The following is a 16,224-nucleotide window of genomic DNA, read 5'->3' on the forward strand; positions in this document are numbered from 1 at the left end:
TCATTGACTTCAAATTGTTTTCTATTTAAAATATTTCTTAGAAAGGAGCCTTTTATGTACAATCCACAGCTTGAAACATTCATCATGGTTGCTGATGCTGGAAGCTTTAATAAAGCTGCTGAGCAGATCTTTATTACACCTACAGCGGTCATTAAACAGATTAATTTATTGGAAGCGAATCTAGGTGTAAAACTGTTTGATCGTACACATCGTGGATTAAAGCTTACCAAAGCAGGGATTTCGTTATACAAAGATGCGAAATATATCATACAATACTGCAAAGATTCTGTTATCCGTGCTCAAAATTCCATGCAGGAAGATACACAGATATTACGCATTGGAACTTCACCTCTGACACCTGCTCAAGTATTGGTAGAATTATGGCCAAAGATACAAAATTATTGCTCAGATATCAAATTTCAGATCGTTCCTTTTGAAAATACAGAGGAAAATGCTCGTGAGATTTTAAAGAATCTGGGAGATCATATTGATGTTGTGGCAGGTATTTTTGATGATACGATGCTGAATTTAAGAAATTGTGATGGCTTTGAACTTAAAAAAGTGCCACTATGTGTGGCTGTATCGATCCATCATCCTTTAGCTGCTAAAAGAAAACTGGCTATTTCAGATTTATATGGACAATCATTATTACTAATGCATCGTGGCTGGAGCCGATATGTCGATGATCTTCGTGATGATATCTGGCAGCACCATTCACAGATAGCTATTAAAGATTTTGATTTTTATGATGTAAATATTTTTAATCGCTGTGAAAATGGAAATGAGATCCTGATGGCTGTTGATGCATGGAGCGTTGTACATCCGCTTCTAAAGATCATACCTGTTGAATGGGAACATTCGATTCCTTATGGACTTCTTCATTCGCCTCATCCATCACCTACAGTAAAAAAATTTCTTGATGCCATCCAAAAAGTGATTCAGCAGGAAAAATAAGAGTTATAACTTTTTGGTATATATTCATGAACAAACCGAGACTTCAAAAGAAGTCCTGGTTTTTTTATAATGACCCTGTAAAGGAGGAAATGTTCATAAAGTCGTTATAAAAAAGGAGGGAAATCATGAACAACTTTATTTTTGAAAATAAAACAAAAGTATTTTTTGGAAAAGGATGTGTATCCGAATATTTAGGATGTCTAAGTAAAAAGTATCAAACGATTATGTTGGCTTATGGAGGAGGATCTATCAAAAAAAATGGGATTTATGATGAAATCATGGAAATTTTAAATTCTCAAGAAAAAAAAGTCATAGAATTTCCAAATATCATGGCAAATCCTACTTACACCAAAGTCATGGAAGGTGCAAGACTTGCAAGAGAAAATCATGTTGATATGATCTTAGCAATCGGTGGTGGTTCAGTTATGGACTGCTGTAAGGCGATTTCCTTAGCGGCTTGCTATGAAGGAGATGTTTGGAATGATTTTTGGGCTCATAAAGGAATCATTGATTTTGATGTCTTGCCATTAGGGGTCATTGTTACCGTAACGGGAACGGGTAGTGAAATGAATGGTGGGGCAGTGATTACAAATGAAGATCTAAAAGTAAAAACAGGACGTGATTATCCAGCTTGTAATCCAATATTTGCCCTACTTGATCCTACTTATACTTTCACAGTTTCTAAAAGACAGATGGTATCTGGTGGATTTGATATTCTTTCACATATCATGGAAACTTATTTTGGAGAACCCAATGAAAATAACGTATCGGATGAAATTTCAATTGCTTTAATGAAAAATGTGATTCACAATTTAGAAATTGCTCTTAAAAATCCTTTAGATTATAATGCACGAAGTAATTTGATGTGGGATGCTGCAATGGCAGAGAATAGAATTATAAAATTAGGAAAAAATACTGATTTTGAAGTTCATCAGATGGAACATCAATTAGGGGCATTTACCAATTGTAACCATGGAGAAGGGTTAGCGGTATTACATCCAACATATTATCGTCATATCTATAAGTATGGTTTACCAAAATTCAAACAGTTTGCGATTGAAATATGGCAGGTAAATGATGCTGGTAAAAGTGATGAAGAAATAGCTTTAGAAGGAATTGATGCTCTTGAATCATTTATTAAAAAGATCGGTTTACCTACGACATTAAAACAACTAGGTATCCAGGATGATATTGATCTTAAAGCAATCGCTGATTCATGTAACATCATTCCAACCAGTTATAAACCAATGACTCATGAAGAAATCTTAGAAATTTTTAAAGAATGCTGGAACTAGGAGGTAAAGAAAATGAAAAAATTAACAGCTCTATTATTAAGCTTAACATGTGGATTCTCTTTGGCAGCCTGTACACCACAGGAAGAAAATCCAAGTAGTAATACTACTACGGGTGATGAAGCTGGAACAGAAAGTCAAGGAAAGACGCTGGTTGTTTATTTTAGCGCAACTGGAAATACTGAAAGAATAGCGAATTTTATCGCAGAAACAACTGAGGGTGATATTTTTGTAATTGAACCAGCCGAGCCTTATACAGATGAAGATTTAAATTGGACAGATGAAAACAGTCGTGTTACTTATGAATATGAGAATGAAGAAGCCCGTAATGTTGAATTAGTTCATGAGACTGTAGATAACTGGGATTCCTATGATACGGTATTTATTGGATATCCGATCTGGTGGGGAATCGCTGCATGGCCGGTAAGCAGTTTTGTCGCAGCCAATGATTTTAGTGGAAAGACAGTGATTCCATTTGCAACTTCCGCAAGTTCTGGATTAGGAGAAAGCGGTAATCTTTTGGCAGAAACAGCTCAAAGTGGAGAATGGCTTGAAGGTCAAAGATTTACATCAGGAACATCAGAGGAAGAAGTAGTGGAATGGATCGATGGACTTGAATTAGCTGAGTAATTATGTACTAATTTTAATGATAAAGGAGTGAAGGGTTATGATGAGAAAAAATTTTGGTGTTAAATCGTACTTTTATCCATTGCCGGTATTAATGATCGCTACTTATGATGAAGAAGGAAGAGCCGATTGCATGAATGCTGCATGGGGAGGACTTTATGATGCGAATCAGGTAATTTTATGTTTAAGTGCTTCTCATAAAACAACAAAAAACATTCATTTGAAAAAAGCATTTACAGTAAGTTTCGCAGATGCGAAACATGTGGTCGAAGCTGATTATCTTGGTTTAGTAAGTGGAAATCAGGTACATGATAAACTTGAGAAAGCAAATTTACATGTGACAAAAAGTGAATTCGTTGAGGCTCCTCTTATTGATGAATTTCCATTAACGCTTGAATGCCGTTATATCAAAGACACAGAAGATGGCAATATCATTGGTGAGATCGTCAATGTGAGTGCAGATGAATCCATTTTAGGTGAAGATGGTAAAATAGATGTCAATCGTTTAGAAGCGATTTCCTTTGATCCATCTCATAACACTTATGTAAAAGTACAAGGACATATCGGCAATGCTTTTCAGGATGGCAATGCATTCAAATAAAGAGGTGAAAGATCATGGAATATGTAACATTAAATAATGGTATTCAGATGCCAATATTAGGATATGGTGTATATCAGGTAAAAAATGAAGAGTGCGAAAGATGTGTGTTAGATGCTATTGATACAGGTTATCGTTTAATTGATACAGCTCAGTCATATGGCAATGAAGAGGCAGTAGGCAATGCGATAAAGAAATGTGGTGTCGCACGTGAAAACTTATTTATTACGACAAAGGTATGGATCAGTAATGGAGGGTATGAAAAAGCAAAGGCTTCTTTGCAGGAATCACTAAAAAAACTACAAAGCGAGTATATCGATCTTGTATTGATCCATCAGCCATTTAATGACTATTATGGCACTTATAGAGCAATGGAAGAAGCATATAAAGAAGGCTGGATCCGTGCGATCGGTGTATCGAATTTCTATGTGGATCGACTCATTGATCTATATAGCTTTGTAGAAGTAAAACCTGCTGTCAATCAGATTGAAACACATGTCTTCCATCAGCAGAAAACCGCTCATGAATATATGGAAAAATACAATGTCCAGCATGAATCATGGGGCCCTTTTGCGGAAGGCAGAAAAGATTTCTTTACAAATCCTGTTTTAGTAAAGATTGGTGAAAAGTATTCAAAAAGTGCTGCTCAGGTTGCTTTAAGATATCTGATTCAGAATCATGTTGTTGTGATTCCAAAATCGACACATAAAGAAAGAATGATTGAAAATATAAATGTATTTGATTTTAAACTGAATGATGAGGATATGAAACTTATTTCTGCTTTAGATGAAAAAGAAAGTTTATTTTTCTCTCATTATGATCCAAAAACAGTAGAAATGATGGTGAATTTAAAACGTTAAGAGCAAGTCAGCTTGCTCTTTTATTATGTTTGCGATCATACAGAAGAAGATAAAAAGGGTTAAAAAGAGAGGTCATGAACATTTTGATTGTGAAGTTTATCTGAAAATGTCTTAAGAATATAAAATTGGAATGATTTTTTATATGAAACGTGATAGAATGTAGCTGGTAAATTTAATGAGGAAATGTTATGAAAAAGGTTATGTTTATTTCGAGTATGGGAGGCCATCTAAATGAACTGCTCCAGTTAAAGCCTCTTTTTTCTAAATATAAAAGTGTTTTTGTGTCAGAAAAGACACCTTCGACATTATTTTTAAAAGATCAGTATGAAACACATTATCTTGTTTATGCCACTAAGCATGAAATGTGGAAATATATTTTTGTATTTCCTTTTAATTGTTTAAGAAGTCTTTATCTGTTTTTAAAAGAGAAACCGGATGTCATTGTTTCTACGGGAAGTCACACTGCTGTACCGATGTGCTATATTGCTCATTTGTTTGGGAAAAAGGTGATTTATATTGAAACATTTGCTAATATTTATACAAAAAGCATGGCAGGGAAGCTGGTTTATCCGATTGCAGATTATTTTGTGGTACAGTGGGAAAGTATGCTGGAATTATATCCGAATGCTGTTTATGGGGGATGGATCTTCTAATGATATTTGTAACTTTAGGAACACAGGATAAGACGTTTAAACGTCTTTTAATAAAAATAGATGAATTGATTGATAAAGGTATTATTCAGGGCGAGGTAATCGTTCAGGCAGGTAAGACGAGCTATCAGAGCAATCATATGATGCTGTTTACTTTCTGTAGTCAGGAACAGTTGAATCAATATGTTGAAGAATGTGATTATATGATTACACATGCAGGTGTTGGCTCGATCATCAATGGAATCAACCACCAAAAGAAAGTTATAGCTGTTGCAAGAAGAGCCAAGTATGGTGAACATGAAAATGATCATCAGGTTGAAATTACGACGAAATTTGCCGGATTTGGGTATATTTTAGGTTGCATTGAGGTAGATGAGCTTGAAGAAAAGATCTCTGAATTGAAAGATTTTCAAACAAAGCCTTATGAATCAAATAATGAGAATTTTTGTAATTTGATTGGAAAGCTGATTGAGGGTAATTAAAATTTTGTTATATGAAAATCAGAAAGGATTTTATGAAAAAATATGAAATTGTATTTTTGATTTTGCATTACCAGGTTATCGATGAAACACTGCGATGTATAAAATCTATTAAAAGAAAAATAGATACGCAACATTATCATATCGTTTTGGTTGATAATGCTTCTCCTAATAATAGCGGTAATGTTTTAAAAGAGAAATTTAAAAATGATGAAGATGTGACTGTTTTACTTAATAAAGAAAATTTAGGATTTTCTGGAGGAAATAACATAGGTTTTCAGTATGCTAAAAAACAACTAGGGTGTGATTTTATTTGCATGATGAATAATGATACTGAAATCATACAAGATAATTTTTTTTCTATAATCAAAAATGAGTATGAAAAGAGTCACTTTGCTGTATTAGGTCCAGAAATTCATTTAAAAGATGGTTCGATTTGTAAATATCCTAAACATATTTTAAAACTCAATGAAATCGATAATGATCGGAAACGTGTAAAAAAATTACTGATTAAAAATAAATTATTTATAGAATCAATTTATTTATTTTTATATAAATATATTGGTAAACTGATACATTGGAAACAAATAAGACATCATTTTAGAGAAGAAATCATTCCTGATCCAAGAATGGAAAATGTTCGTTTGCATGGCTGCTGTATGATTTTTTCTCCAGTCTATATCAATAAATTTGATGGATTGGATAACAGAACACATTTTTATGGTGAAGAAGATATATTATTTGTACAGTTGATTCGCAATCACATGAAAAGTGTCTATGATCCTAGTTTGAAAATATTTCATTGTGAAGAAGCTGCTACAGGTGCAGCTATGGGAAAAGATTATAAAAAACGTCGATTTATCTATGAGAAACATTTAGAAACGCTTGAAATGCTTGAAAAGCTATATCAAGAAGATTTAAAGAGTCTGAAAGGTTATATATAGGTGATGATATGCCAAAAGTAAGTGTTATAGTTCCTGTTTATAATGCTGAAAACTACATTGAAGATTGCTGTGAGAATCTGTTGAATCAAAGTTATGAAGATTATGAGGTAATTTTTGTTAATGATGGATCTACAGATAACAGTCAAAAAATGCTTGAAAATTTAGCGTCTAAATACGATAAGATACAAATAATCACTCAAGAAAACCAAGGACAGGCCATAGCTCGAAATGCTGGAATAAAACAGTCAAAAGGCGAGTTTATTTGTTTTGTTGATATTGATGATGGTATTAGCAAAGAAATGTTAGAAAAGATGATGGAAGCACAGAAGGAAAGTGATGCTGATCTTGTATGGTGTAATGCTTATATCAAAAAAAATGATGAGATATTAGGTACCTTGGATGAAACTTATCCAAATGCAGATGATTCGCAAAAAAATTATGTATTGCATAATGCAAGTCCATGGAGAAAATGCATTCGTCGTTCATTGCTGGAGAATCATAGTTTATATTTTCCAAAGCTTCGTTTTTATGAGGATTTGGCAGTAGTGCCATCCTATGGGTTATATACAAATAAAATTTATTATCTAAACGAACCCTTGTACACATATGTCTTACATGAAGGATCGACAATGCATCAAAAGTCATATCATCAAAAATTGGAAGATATTTTTGAGTCAATAGATATCTTAAGCAATTTTATCGAACATTCATTTTATAAAGATAACATAAAAGATGAATTAGAATATTTATATATCGATCATTTACTTCATGCAGCATCTTTACGTTTTTTTGAATTTGAGAATACGGAGATACAATTAGATAAAATTGTAGAAATCATGAAGTTAAAGTATCCATTATGGAAAAAGAATAAATATTTTAAACAAAAAGATTGGAAATATAAATTGATTTGTTATTTGTTCTATAAGAAGAAGAGAAATTTGTTAGGATATATTTTAAAAAGATAGGAGAATACATGAAGAAAAATATTTTATTTGTTGTGGATGAAAGAGAAATGGGCGGTGTTTCCGTTGTTTTAAATGACCTTGTTCATACACTTGATTCCAATAAATATAATATTGATATTTTGGTCTTACATAATAAAGGGAATATGTTGAATGATCTTCCTGATCACGTAGATATATTTTATGGAACACCTTATTTTGAAGCGATAGATTATACGATTTCAGAAGTTATCAAAATGAAGAAATTTCCTTTATTGATGAAAAAAGTACGTATCGTTTTTGATTTAAAAACAGGATTTATTAAACAAAGTATTCAAAGAGAAAGAAAGAAATTGATTCATAAACAATATGATGTAGAAGTTGCCTTTAAGGATGGCTTTACAGCATTATTTGTTGGTTATGGTAATTGTATGAATAAAATACATTGGCTGCACTGTTCCTATAAAACATTTAATCCAAATGCAAAATATGAAAACTTGTTTAAGAAAGTATTGCCTCTTTTTGATCATATCGTAGGTGTTAGTGTCAATGTGGTAAAGGAATTCAATGAAATTTATCATTTAGAGAAGATAACAGAAACAATTCCTGTTGTTATGGATGTTGAACGCATAAAGAAGCTTTCACAGGAATCACCTATTTTTAGTGTGAATGAAGATAAGTTAAATATTGTCTTAATTGGACGATGTCATCCTGTTAAAGGTTATGACCGGTTTTTTGATGTGATTATACGATTAAAAAATGAAAATATGCTTGGCAATGCACATTTTACTATTTTTGGCGATGGTCCATTATTTACACATTTAAAGGAACGCATAAGTAATGAAAAATTAAATGGTGTAATCTCAATGAAAGGTGCAATATCAAACCCTTATGCAGAACTGAAGTGCTATTCTTTATTGTTGCTTCCATCTTTTTCAGAAGCTTTTGGAACGGTGATTAGTGAAGCATTTATATTGGGCATTCCCGTGTTAGCGACAGAAACAAGTGCTTCACTCATGTCTGTCAAAAAAGGTGTAAATGGTGAAATCTGTGAAAATAGCGATGAAGGGCTCTATCAGTCGTTAAAACAGCTGATTCAGCATCCAGATGCAATTGATCAATGGAAAAATAATTTAAAGAATTTTAATTATGATAATTCTAAAATATTGAAAAGAATTGAAACTATCTTTGATGAGGGGGGAAAGATATGATAAAAGTAAGTGTCATCGTCCCTGTATATAATGTAGAAAAGTATTTGCGTAAATGCTTAGATTCTTTAGTTAATCAAACATTGAATGATATTGAAATAATCATAGTAAATGATGGTACTAAAGATCACTCTGATATCATTATTGAAGAATATAGTAATAAATATCGTCAAATCAAAGCTTTTAAAAAAGAAAATGGTGGTCTTAGCAGTGCCCGTAATTTTGGTATTGAACATGCACAAGGCGAGTATATTGCTTTTGTTGATTCAGATGATTGGGTTGAGTCTGAGATGTATGAAAAGATGTATCTAAAAGCAAAAGAGCATGATTTTGATTTAGTCATGTGTGATTTTAAAGAAATCCATGAAAATGAAATGAAAGTTTATACATGTCATTTAGATCATGATTTATTCGCATTGGAGGATATTCAAAAACATATGATTGATTACTATCCTTCAGCATGGAATAAACTGTATAAACGGAGTTTATTCGATGAGTTTAGATTTAAAGAAGGTGTGTGGTTTGAAGATGTTGAATTGGGTTACCGCTTGCTTCCTTATGTTCATTCTATAGGTGTTGTAAATCAGCCTTTTTATAATTATTTGATTCGTAAGGGTTCTATTACTTCTACTGTAGATCCAAGAATTTATCATTATATTGATAATTGGAATGGAATTCTTGATTTTTATAAGCTTCATCATCTTTATGATCAATATAAAGATGAGCTTGAATATAGTTATATTCGATATTTATTAGCAACTTTCGTTAAAACAGCTGCAAAATATGATAAGAAAGAATATGAAAGTGCTGTTAAGAAGGCCATTGATCAAGTAAATCAGCATTTTCCAGATTATAAAAAGAATAAGTATTTGAAGAACAATAACTTAAAAAATATTTATTTAAGAAATTTTTCTCCATTTATAGGGAATATTGTTTATATACTTTATAAGCTTTTCATTAAATAAATGACAAAGTATATATTTTTTGCTATAATTCTATCTGAGTTAGAGGGAGTAAATGATGCAGAATATTGAAAATGCAATTGAAATAAGAAATTTATATAAAAATTTTAAGGTAGTTTATGATAAACCACAAACATTAAAAGAAAGACTCATTTCTATTGGAAATAGAAATAAAATTGAAAGAAGAGAAATTTTAAAAGATATTACATTAGATATCAAAAAGGGTGAAACAGTTGCGTTAATAGGCACAAATGGGAGTGGTAAATCTACATTGTTAAAGCTTATGACAAAAATCCTTTATCCAAATAAAGGAACTTTAGAAACAAATGGTAAACTCACTTCTCTTTTAGAATTGGGAGCAGGTTTTCATCAGGATTTTACAGGAAGAGAAAATATATATTTTAATGCTTCCATCTTTGGGTTGACTAGAGCTGAAATTGATGAGAGAATTGATGATATCATAGAATTTTCAGAATTGGGAGATTTTATTGATAATCCAGTACGTACCTATTCTTCTGGGATGTATATGCGTTTAGCTTTTTCAGTTGCTATCAATGTTGATGCTGAAATACTTTTGATAGATGAAATTCTTGGCGTAGGGGATCAACATTTTCAGGAGAAATGTTATAAGAGACTAGAAGAGTTAAGAGATAGCGATAAAACAGTTGTTATTGTTTCTCATAGTTTAGAAGTAGTCAAAAAGCTTTGTAATAGAGCAATTTGGATTTATAAAGGAAAAATAAAGATGGATGGCGAACCACAAGATGTAATTGATTCATATTTAGATCAGATAACAACTGATTATAGTATAGATACGATTGATAAAAATGATAATTATGAAGGCTATATCAATGTTGATTCACCAGTTTCTTTTTCTAGAATAAGCAGGAATTCTATTTTAGATGCTTTCGGATGGGAACTTAGTGAATGTTTTGATTCGCAAATTAGAATATTTATCGACGGAAAAGAAATTCATGATATTGTAAGGGCTCGTCGAATGGATGTGATTAATTATTATGAAAATCAATTTGGTGGATTAGCTAGAAACCCGCAGCCTGGTTGGGGTGTTAAAATAGATATTTCTGATTTGCGAGAAGGGGCTCATGAATTTTGTGCAATTGTATTTGATAATAAGGGAAAGGAACTCTCCAGAAAAGAAATAACATTCTATGTGGAGTAATAGGTGACATATATGACTTTGTTTAAAAATCTTTATACATATAGAGAGTTGTTAAAAACAAATATAAAAAAAGAGATCCGTGGAAAATATAAAGGCTCCTTTCTAGGAGTTTTATGGTCCTTTATAAATCCTTTACTTACTACTTTGGTTTATGCAATTGTATTTCCATATTTATTAAGAGGCGGAGATATTGATAATTATCTTATTTATTTGATTGTAACCATTATTCCATGGAATTTCTTTACTGTTGTTATATCGCAAGGAGGATCTTGTGTAAGAAATGAAGCAGGAATTATAAAAAAAGTATATTTTCCTAGAGAAATACTTCCTATATCAGTAGTGATAAGCGGGTTAATCAATTTTTTAATTTCTTGTGTAATAATAGTTGCGTTTTTAATTGGAAGTGGTGTGGGATTAAGTATGTATTTTTTATTGCTTCCTATTGTAGCCATCGTTCAGACATTATTTTCATTAGGATTAGTTTTTATTATTTCTTCAATAAATGTATATATAAAAGATATCGAATATATTGTTAATTTTATTGTTCAGATGCTGTTTTACGGAACTCCTATTCTTTATGGTCTTGATACCATTAAAGGTGCACCAGTATGGATTGTAAGTTTAGTTCAGCTTAATCCACTAACAACTATTATGAATTCTTATAGAGATATTTTGTATTATAAAAGAATGTTTAATATCCCAGCTTTAAGTATAATTCTTATTATTAGTGTTATATTATTGATTGTAGGTTATTTTATATTTAAGAAACTTGAAAAAGGTTTTGTTGAAGAACTATAAAAGGAGTTAATTCAAATATGAAATTAGATATAGTATTTGTAACATTCAATTCAGAAAAATGGATTGACAACTGTTTAAAAAGTATATTAAATTCGGATTATGATTTATCAAATATTTCTTTGTTATTTTGTGATAATCATTCTTCCGATAATACGTTAAAAATATTATCTAATTATAAAGATAATTATGAAAATAAATTTAATCAATTTGAAATTGTTGAATCTATGTCTAATCTTGGATTTGGAAGAGGCAACAATAAAGCTGCTAAACTTGGAAACTCTGAATACATATTGTTTTTAAATATCGACACTGAAGTTGATCAAGATACTTTTAAAAAATTAAGTGAAGAATTGAATAAATGCGATCAGAATATAGGTGCTTGGGAACTGAGGCAAAAGCCATATGAACATCCTAAATATTATGATCCTATTACTGGAATTACAAGTTGGGCAAGTGGAGCTTGTCTTGTTATAAAAAGAGAGATATTTGAAAAAATTCATGGATTTGATCCTTTGATTTTTATGTATGCAGAAGATGTGGAAATAAGTTGGAATATTAGAAAAAGAGGTTATAAGATAAAATATTTACCTCATGTTTCTATTACTCACTATTCGTATAAAAATCCGAATGAATTTAAAAAAACACAATATATTTATAGTTTGATCAATAATCTATATCTAAGGTATAAATATGGGAATATAAAAAATATGATTAAAGGAAATCTTTTAGTAATTAAGAGATGTTTAAAAAATTATTTAAGCCCAATTGTATCAGTTGAAGAGGATAAGGAAATAAGAAAAATTATTTTTAAGGAATATATAAAAGTTCAATTTAAGGGTATTGTTGCTGTAATGAAAAATATATTTTCTCATCGCAGCTCGGCTTTTAAGCCTAAATTCATTTTAGGTTTTGATTACGAAAAATCAAAATTAGATCCTTTTTATAATGTAAATGATTTGGTAAATGATGGACCGCTTGTAAGTATTATAGTTAGAACCTGTAATCGTCCCAAAATGTTAAGAGAGGCATTGATTAGCATTAGAAATCAATATTACAAAAATATTGAAATTATTGTTGTTGAAGATGGACCAGAGATGGCAAAGAAAATGATTGAAAATGAATTTTCTGATTTAAATATTCATTATTATTGCATGGGAACAAATCAAGGAAGATCAGTTGCAGGAAATCTTGGATTAGAAAAAGCTAATGGAGAATATCTAAACTTTTTGGATGATGATGATTTATTTTATCCTGATCATGTATCTGTTTTAGTGAAAGAACTACTAGAACAGAAAAGTATGATTGCTTATACAACTGCTTTTGAAGCTGCAACCGATGTGTATTCTAGAGATCCTTATAGGTATTCGGTGAAAAATGTTGATGTTGTACATAGTGGGAAATTTAGTAGAATGAAACTATTTTCTAAGAATATTACACCTATTCAAGCAGTGATGTTTCATAAAGATGTATATAAAAAATGTGGTGGATTTGATACCACAATAGATGCTTTAGAGGATTGGGATTTATGGCTGCGTTTTGCGTTGGAATATGATTGGAAATATATAGAAAAAACGACTTCTTTATATAGAGTTCCTTGCAAGAGAGAAGATAATTTAGCAAGAGATCAATTTTTAGTTTCTACTTTAGATTATGTTGTAAATAAATATAGTAATAAAGAAATTAAAATGACAGTAAAAGATATTTATAATTTGAAAAATGGTTATTAACACTTAAGAAAGGGATATTGTATGGGAATTTTATATTTATTTAGTTGCTTAATATTAATTATTAGTTTTATTTTGATTAGAAAAAAAGAAAAGACAGCAGATTTTTTAGTTTGGTTTTCTATCACCTTAGTTTTGAAATTGTGTTATAACAGTTTTATTTGTTATATATTTGACTTATTTCATATACCAATCGAATTAATCTATTTAATGTTATTAAATCTAGCAATATCTGGAATTATGATTTTTCATATCAAAAATAAAGGAATTCAAAAATATGAATTTAATAAACAATCCTTTATTGTTTGTAGTATTTTGCTAATTGCTGTATTAAGCATATCCTTAGTAAGATTTAACTTTTTCAACAATATTTCTTATGAAACAACAGATCCGGCTCTTCATTATAGCATGGCATTTGATTTTTACAAATCGAATAGTCTTTTAACAGAAAATACATTGTTTCCTTCTTTTGGGGATTTTGAAGGAACAATGATTATTTCTTATGTAAATATAGGACTCTTATTTAAATCTATGACAGGAATCATTCCTGAAATGTATTATTACAAATTATTTACTTTTTTTGATGCATTGATGTTTGCTGTATCTTGTTTATCATTTATCAGTTCTATTTCTTTTATAATGAAAGAAAAGCATAAGCTAACGTTCTTTATTTTAATTGTTGCATTCTTTTATATCTTTGGATATCCGCTAAATAATATGCTTTTTGGTTTCTTTTATTTGGGTATCACCATAATGGTAATTAATACGATAATAACTGTAATTGAACAATATAAAGATGAAGAATTAAATAAATATGATGAGCTCATTTTTCTCATTATATTGTTTTTATTAAATTTCTCTGTATTTTTTGGGTATTATTTATTTGTTCCAGTTGTTTATGCCTCAGAATTTATATATTTCTTTATCGAAAATGTGTATTCTGATAAAAAGCTATATCTTAAAAACATTTTTGAAAAACGATATGTTCTTATGAATTGTATCTGTTTATTTTTACCTTTTATTTTAGGTTTCATATTCTTTTTATTTCCTTCATCTGGCGGCGAAACAGGAAGTGCCATATCACCTTTTGCTAATGAAGGTTATATTTATCGAGACTTATATTCGAATTTTATTATTTTTATACCTTTTATTTTATACCAAATTTATTCAAATATAAAAAGTAAGAAATATGATTTTTCTATAATATTTTTTATAATTCAAGCAATATTTACATTAGGTATATTTATTTTTGTACTTAAAGGAATGGCTGCAACATATTATTTTTATAAAAATTATTTTGTATTATCATTATTATGTTTTTATATATTTTTAAACACAATAAATAGTTTAGTTGCTGATAAAAATATTGCATTTATAAATTGTTGTGGTATAACAATTGTTTTACTGTTTTCGGCTTTTATCTTGAATCTTGAAAATAAATTATACAATATAAATATTCTGATAAATCCTACTCCAAAGATTACAAGCTACTTTGATATTTACGCAAATAATAGAAATTATTTGATCAATTCTCCTATTCTTGATGAGAAAGATATACAAACAATTATTTATTATGAGAATAATAAAGAAAAATTACCATTATACAATGACGCAATACCTGTCATTGGATCTACTCAAATGCGTATGTGGTTTTATTGCCTTACTTTAGATAATCCTAATTTTAATAGTCAAGGGATTTATAATGAATTTAATGAGGAATCGTTTACTTTTGAAGAATTTAAGGGAAGTAATTATGAGCATTTTATAAGTCTTTATTCATTTGAAGAATTAGGTATTGATAGAAATGATTTATCTGAATTTGAGATAATTTTTGAAAATAGTTCATCTTTTATATTAAAGAGAAAGTAATTAGCAAATTTATTGAATTATTATGTGAACCTGTAATAATATTTATTTGAGAGGAAATGTTTATGAGAATATTATTGATTATACCAGCCTATAATGAAGAGAAGAATATTTTATCTGTTTATCGTTCAATTGTTAAATACAATGAAGAACATCAAACAAATTATGATGTTATAGTGATAAATGATTGTTCAAAAGATTCAACTTCAGAAATTTTAAATATGAATAATATACCTCATATTGATTTAATACATAACCTTGGAATTGGTGGGGCTGTTCAGACAGGGTATAAATATGCTTTAGCGCATGGATATGATATAGCTGTTCAATATGATGGAGATGGCCAGCATGATATTAATTATGTAAAAAATATCATTCTTCCAATTTGTGATGGAAAAGCTGACTTTGTGATTGGTTCAAGATTTATTGATGATAAAACTAGTTCATTTAAATCATCTATTTTTCGCAGAGCTGGTATCACTCTGATTTCTGTTCTAATCAAACTTGTTACAGGTAAGACTGTTAAAGATACTACTTCAGGTTTTAGAGCTGTAAATAAAACAATCATTCAATTGTTTTCAGAATCATATCCAGTAGAGTATCCTGAACCAATTACAACTACAGAACTATTAAGAAAGAATTTTATTTTAGAAGAAGTTCCAGTTGCGATGCATGAAAGAACAGGCGGGAAGTCTTCTATAACACCTTTCAAATCTTTTTATTACATGATTAATGTAATTCTTAATATTTTAGTGGTTCGTTTTAGGAGGTATCCACATGCCAGATAATCTTCGTTTAGCTGTATTCTTAATTTCAATTTTATTATTTGTTGTGATATTTGTAATTTTAATTAAAGGGAGGATGCCTTTAAAATTTGCTTTAGTATGGTTGATTCCGGCTTTTCTCATTCTATTGGTTTCAGTTCTTCCAAATTGGTTGATGCATATGACTGAATTTCTTGGTTTTCAGACATTATCAAATATGATTATAGGAATGCTTTTTGTTTTTGTTATATTTGTCTGTATTTCCCTTACTATCATTATTTCTGGTCAAAAGATAAAAATTACCTTATTGATTCAGGAACTTTCTATTTTGAAAAATAAGATTGAAGATCTTGAAAAAAAAGAAAGAGGTGAATAGG

At 29.9% G+C, this 16,224-nt stretch carries 17 protein-coding genes; all 17 read left to right on the forward strand.

Features of this window, described 5'->3' with window-relative positions:
* Positions 1-54: 54 nt before the first annotated feature.
* The 17 genes from BQ5367_RS11710 (at position 55) to BQ5367_RS11790 (ending at position 16,223) form a co-directional block, all read left to right on the forward strand.
* The gene (locus BQ5367_RS11710) at positions 55-954 is read left to right on the forward strand and encodes a LysR family transcriptional regulator (protein WP_071442657.1); all 900 of its coding nucleotides are present in this window, start codon (positions 55-57) and stop codon (positions 952-954) included.
* A gap of 125 nt (positions 955-1,079) precedes the next feature.
* Complete coding sequence (locus BQ5367_RS11715) at positions 1,080-2,249, forward strand: iron-containing alcohol dehydrogenase (protein ID WP_071442658.1); 1,170 nt, start codon at positions 1,080-1,082, stop codon at positions 2,247-2,249.
* A gap of 12 nt (positions 2,250-2,261) precedes the next feature.
* Positions 2,262-2,876 (forward strand): flavodoxin, encoded by a 615-nt coding sequence (locus BQ5367_RS11720; RefSeq protein ID WP_071442659.1) that lies wholly within the window; start codon positions 2,262-2,264, stop codon positions 2,874-2,876.
* Between the two features lie 37 nt (positions 2,877-2,913).
* Positions 2,914-3,474 carry a flavin reductase family protein gene (locus BQ5367_RS11725; RefSeq protein WP_202615301.1) on the forward strand — a complete coding sequence of 187 codons (561 nt, stop codon included), beginning with the start codon at positions 2,914-2,916 and terminating at the stop codon, positions 3,472-3,474.
* Positions 3,475-3,488: 14 nt separating this feature from the next.
* Positions 3,489-4,331 (forward strand): aldo/keto reductase, encoded by an 843-nt coding sequence (locus tag BQ5367_RS11730; protein ID WP_071442660.1) that lies wholly within the window; start codon positions 3,489-3,491, stop codon positions 4,329-4,331.
* 188 nt (positions 4,332-4,519) lie between these two features.
* On the forward strand, positions 4,520-4,984 hold the full coding sequence (gene pssD, locus BQ5367_RS11735; RefSeq protein ID WP_071442661.1) for a PssD/Cps14F family polysaccharide biosynthesis glycosyltransferase: 465 nt from the start codon (positions 4,520-4,522) through the stop codon (positions 4,982-4,984).
* Positions 4,984-5,463 carry a PssE/Cps14G family polysaccharide biosynthesis glycosyltransferase gene (gene pssE / locus BQ5367_RS11740; protein WP_071442662.1) on the forward strand — a complete coding sequence of 160 codons (480 nt, stop codon included), beginning with the start codon at positions 4,984-4,986 and terminating at the stop codon, positions 5,461-5,463. Before pssD ends, pssE begins: the two co-directional genes overlap by 1 nt.
* A 32-nt stretch (positions 5,464-5,495) precedes the next feature.
* Positions 5,496-6,404 (forward strand): glycosyltransferase, encoded by a 909-nt coding sequence (locus BQ5367_RS11745; protein ID WP_161940494.1) that lies wholly within the window; start codon positions 5,496-5,498, stop codon positions 6,402-6,404.
* Positions 6,405-6,412: 8 nt separating this feature from the next.
* A complete protein-coding gene (locus tag BQ5367_RS11750; protein WP_071442664.1) occupies positions 6,413-7,369 on the forward strand; it encodes a glycosyltransferase family 2 protein in 957 nt (318 codons plus the stop codon).
* A gap of 8 nt (positions 7,370-7,377) precedes the next feature.
* The gene (locus tag BQ5367_RS11755) at positions 7,378-8,556 is read left to right on the forward strand and encodes a glycosyltransferase (RefSeq protein ID WP_071442665.1); all 1,179 of its coding nucleotides are present in this window, start codon (positions 7,378-7,380) and stop codon (positions 8,554-8,556) included.
* Complete coding sequence (locus BQ5367_RS11760; protein ID WP_071442666.1) at positions 8,553-9,518, forward strand: glycosyltransferase family 2 protein; 966 nt, start codon at positions 8,553-8,555, stop codon at positions 9,516-9,518. Before BQ5367_RS11755 ends, BQ5367_RS11760 begins: the two co-directional genes overlap by 4 nt.
* 55 nt (positions 9,519-9,573) lie before the next feature.
* Complete coding sequence (locus BQ5367_RS11765) at positions 9,574-10,695, forward strand: ABC transporter ATP-binding protein (protein ID WP_071442901.1); 1,122 nt, start codon at positions 9,574-9,576, stop codon at positions 10,693-10,695.
* Between the two features lie 12 nt (positions 10,696-10,707).
* Entirely contained in the window at positions 10,708-11,493 is a 786-nt protein-coding gene (locus BQ5367_RS11770) for an ABC transporter permease (protein ID WP_071442667.1), read from the forward strand.
* Positions 11,494-11,510: 17 nt separating this feature from the next.
* Positions 11,511-13,220 carry a glycosyltransferase family 2 protein gene (locus BQ5367_RS11775; protein ID WP_071442668.1) on the forward strand — a complete coding sequence of 570 codons (1,710 nt, stop codon included), beginning with the start codon at positions 11,511-11,513 and terminating at the stop codon, positions 13,218-13,220.
* Positions 13,221-13,241: 21 nt separating this feature from the next.
* The gene (locus BQ5367_RS11780; RefSeq protein WP_071442669.1) at positions 13,242-15,086 is read left to right on the forward strand and encodes a hypothetical protein; all 1,845 of its coding nucleotides are present in this window, start codon (positions 13,242-13,244) and stop codon (positions 15,084-15,086) included.
* 62 nt (positions 15,087-15,148) lie between these two features.
* Positions 15,149-15,871: a glycosyltransferase family 2 protein gene (locus BQ5367_RS11785; RefSeq protein ID WP_071442670.1), complete on the forward strand. Its 723-nt coding sequence runs from the start codon at positions 15,149-15,151 to the stop codon at positions 15,869-15,871.
* The gene (locus tag BQ5367_RS11790) at positions 15,861-16,223 is read left to right on the forward strand and encodes a DUF2304 domain-containing protein (RefSeq protein WP_071442671.1); all 363 of its coding nucleotides are present in this window, start codon (positions 15,861-15,863) and stop codon (positions 16,221-16,223) included. The genes BQ5367_RS11785 and BQ5367_RS11790 overlap by 11 nt, the downstream gene beginning before the upstream one ends.
* Position 16,224 lies beyond the last annotated feature (1 nt).

The sequence above is a fragment of the Traorella massiliensis genome (assembly GCF_900104665.1).
Classification (GTDB): domain Bacteria; phylum Bacillota_I; class Bacilli_A; order Erysipelotrichales; family Erysipelotrichaceae; genus Traorella; species Traorella massiliensis.

Excerpts from the sequence above, each read along its gene's own strand:
- BQ5367_RS11710 (WP_071442657.1), top strand. The coding sequence starts at position 55 with ATGTACAATCCACAGCTTGAAACATTCATCATGGTTGCTGATGCTGGA.
- BQ5367_RS11715 (WP_071442658.1), top strand. The coding sequence starts at position 1,080 with ATGAACAACTTTATTTTTGAAAATAAAACAAAAGTATTTTTTGGAAAA.
- BQ5367_RS11720 (WP_071442659.1), top strand. The coding sequence starts at position 2,262 with ATGAAAAAATTAACAGCTCTATTATTAAGCTTAACATGTGGATTCTCT.
- BQ5367_RS11725 (WP_202615301.1), top strand. The coding sequence starts at position 2,914 with ATGATGAGAAAAAATTTTGGTGTTAAATCGTACTTTTATCCATTGCCG.
- BQ5367_RS11730 (WP_071442660.1), top strand. The coding sequence starts at position 3,489 with ATGGAATATGTAACATTAAATAATGGTATTCAGATGCCAATATTAGGA.
- pssD (WP_071442661.1), top strand. The coding sequence starts at position 4,520 with ATGAAAAAGGTTATGTTTATTTCGAGTATGGGAGGCCATCTAAATGAA.
- pssE (WP_071442662.1), top strand. The coding sequence starts at position 4,984 with ATGATATTTGTAACTTTAGGAACACAGGATAAGACGTTTAAACGTCTT.
- BQ5367_RS11745 (WP_161940494.1), top strand. The coding sequence starts at position 5,496 with ATGAAAAAATATGAAATTGTATTTTTGATTTTGCATTACCAGGTTATC.
- BQ5367_RS11750 (WP_071442664.1), top strand. The coding sequence starts at position 6,413 with ATGCCAAAAGTAAGTGTTATAGTTCCTGTTTATAATGCTGAAAACTAC.
- BQ5367_RS11755 (WP_071442665.1), top strand. The coding sequence starts at position 7,378 with ATGAAGAAAAATATTTTATTTGTTGTGGATGAAAGAGAAATGGGCGGT.
- BQ5367_RS11760 (WP_071442666.1), top strand. The coding sequence starts at position 8,553 with ATGATAAAAGTAAGTGTCATCGTCCCTGTATATAATGTAGAAAAGTAT.
- BQ5367_RS11765 (WP_071442901.1), top strand. The coding sequence starts at position 9,574 with ATGCAGAATATTGAAAATGCAATTGAAATAAGAAATTTATATAAAAAT.
- BQ5367_RS11770 (WP_071442667.1), top strand. The coding sequence starts at position 10,708 with ATGACTTTGTTTAAAAATCTTTATACATATAGAGAGTTGTTAAAAACA.
- BQ5367_RS11775 (WP_071442668.1), top strand. The coding sequence starts at position 11,511 with ATGAAATTAGATATAGTATTTGTAACATTCAATTCAGAAAAATGGATT.
- BQ5367_RS11780 (WP_071442669.1), top strand. The coding sequence starts at position 13,242 with ATGGGAATTTTATATTTATTTAGTTGCTTAATATTAATTATTAGTTTT.
- BQ5367_RS11785 (WP_071442670.1), top strand. The coding sequence starts at position 15,149 with ATGAGAATATTATTGATTATACCAGCCTATAATGAAGAGAAGAATATT.
- BQ5367_RS11790 (WP_071442671.1), top strand. The coding sequence starts at position 15,861 with ATGCCAGATAATCTTCGTTTAGCTGTATTCTTAATTTCAATTTTATTA.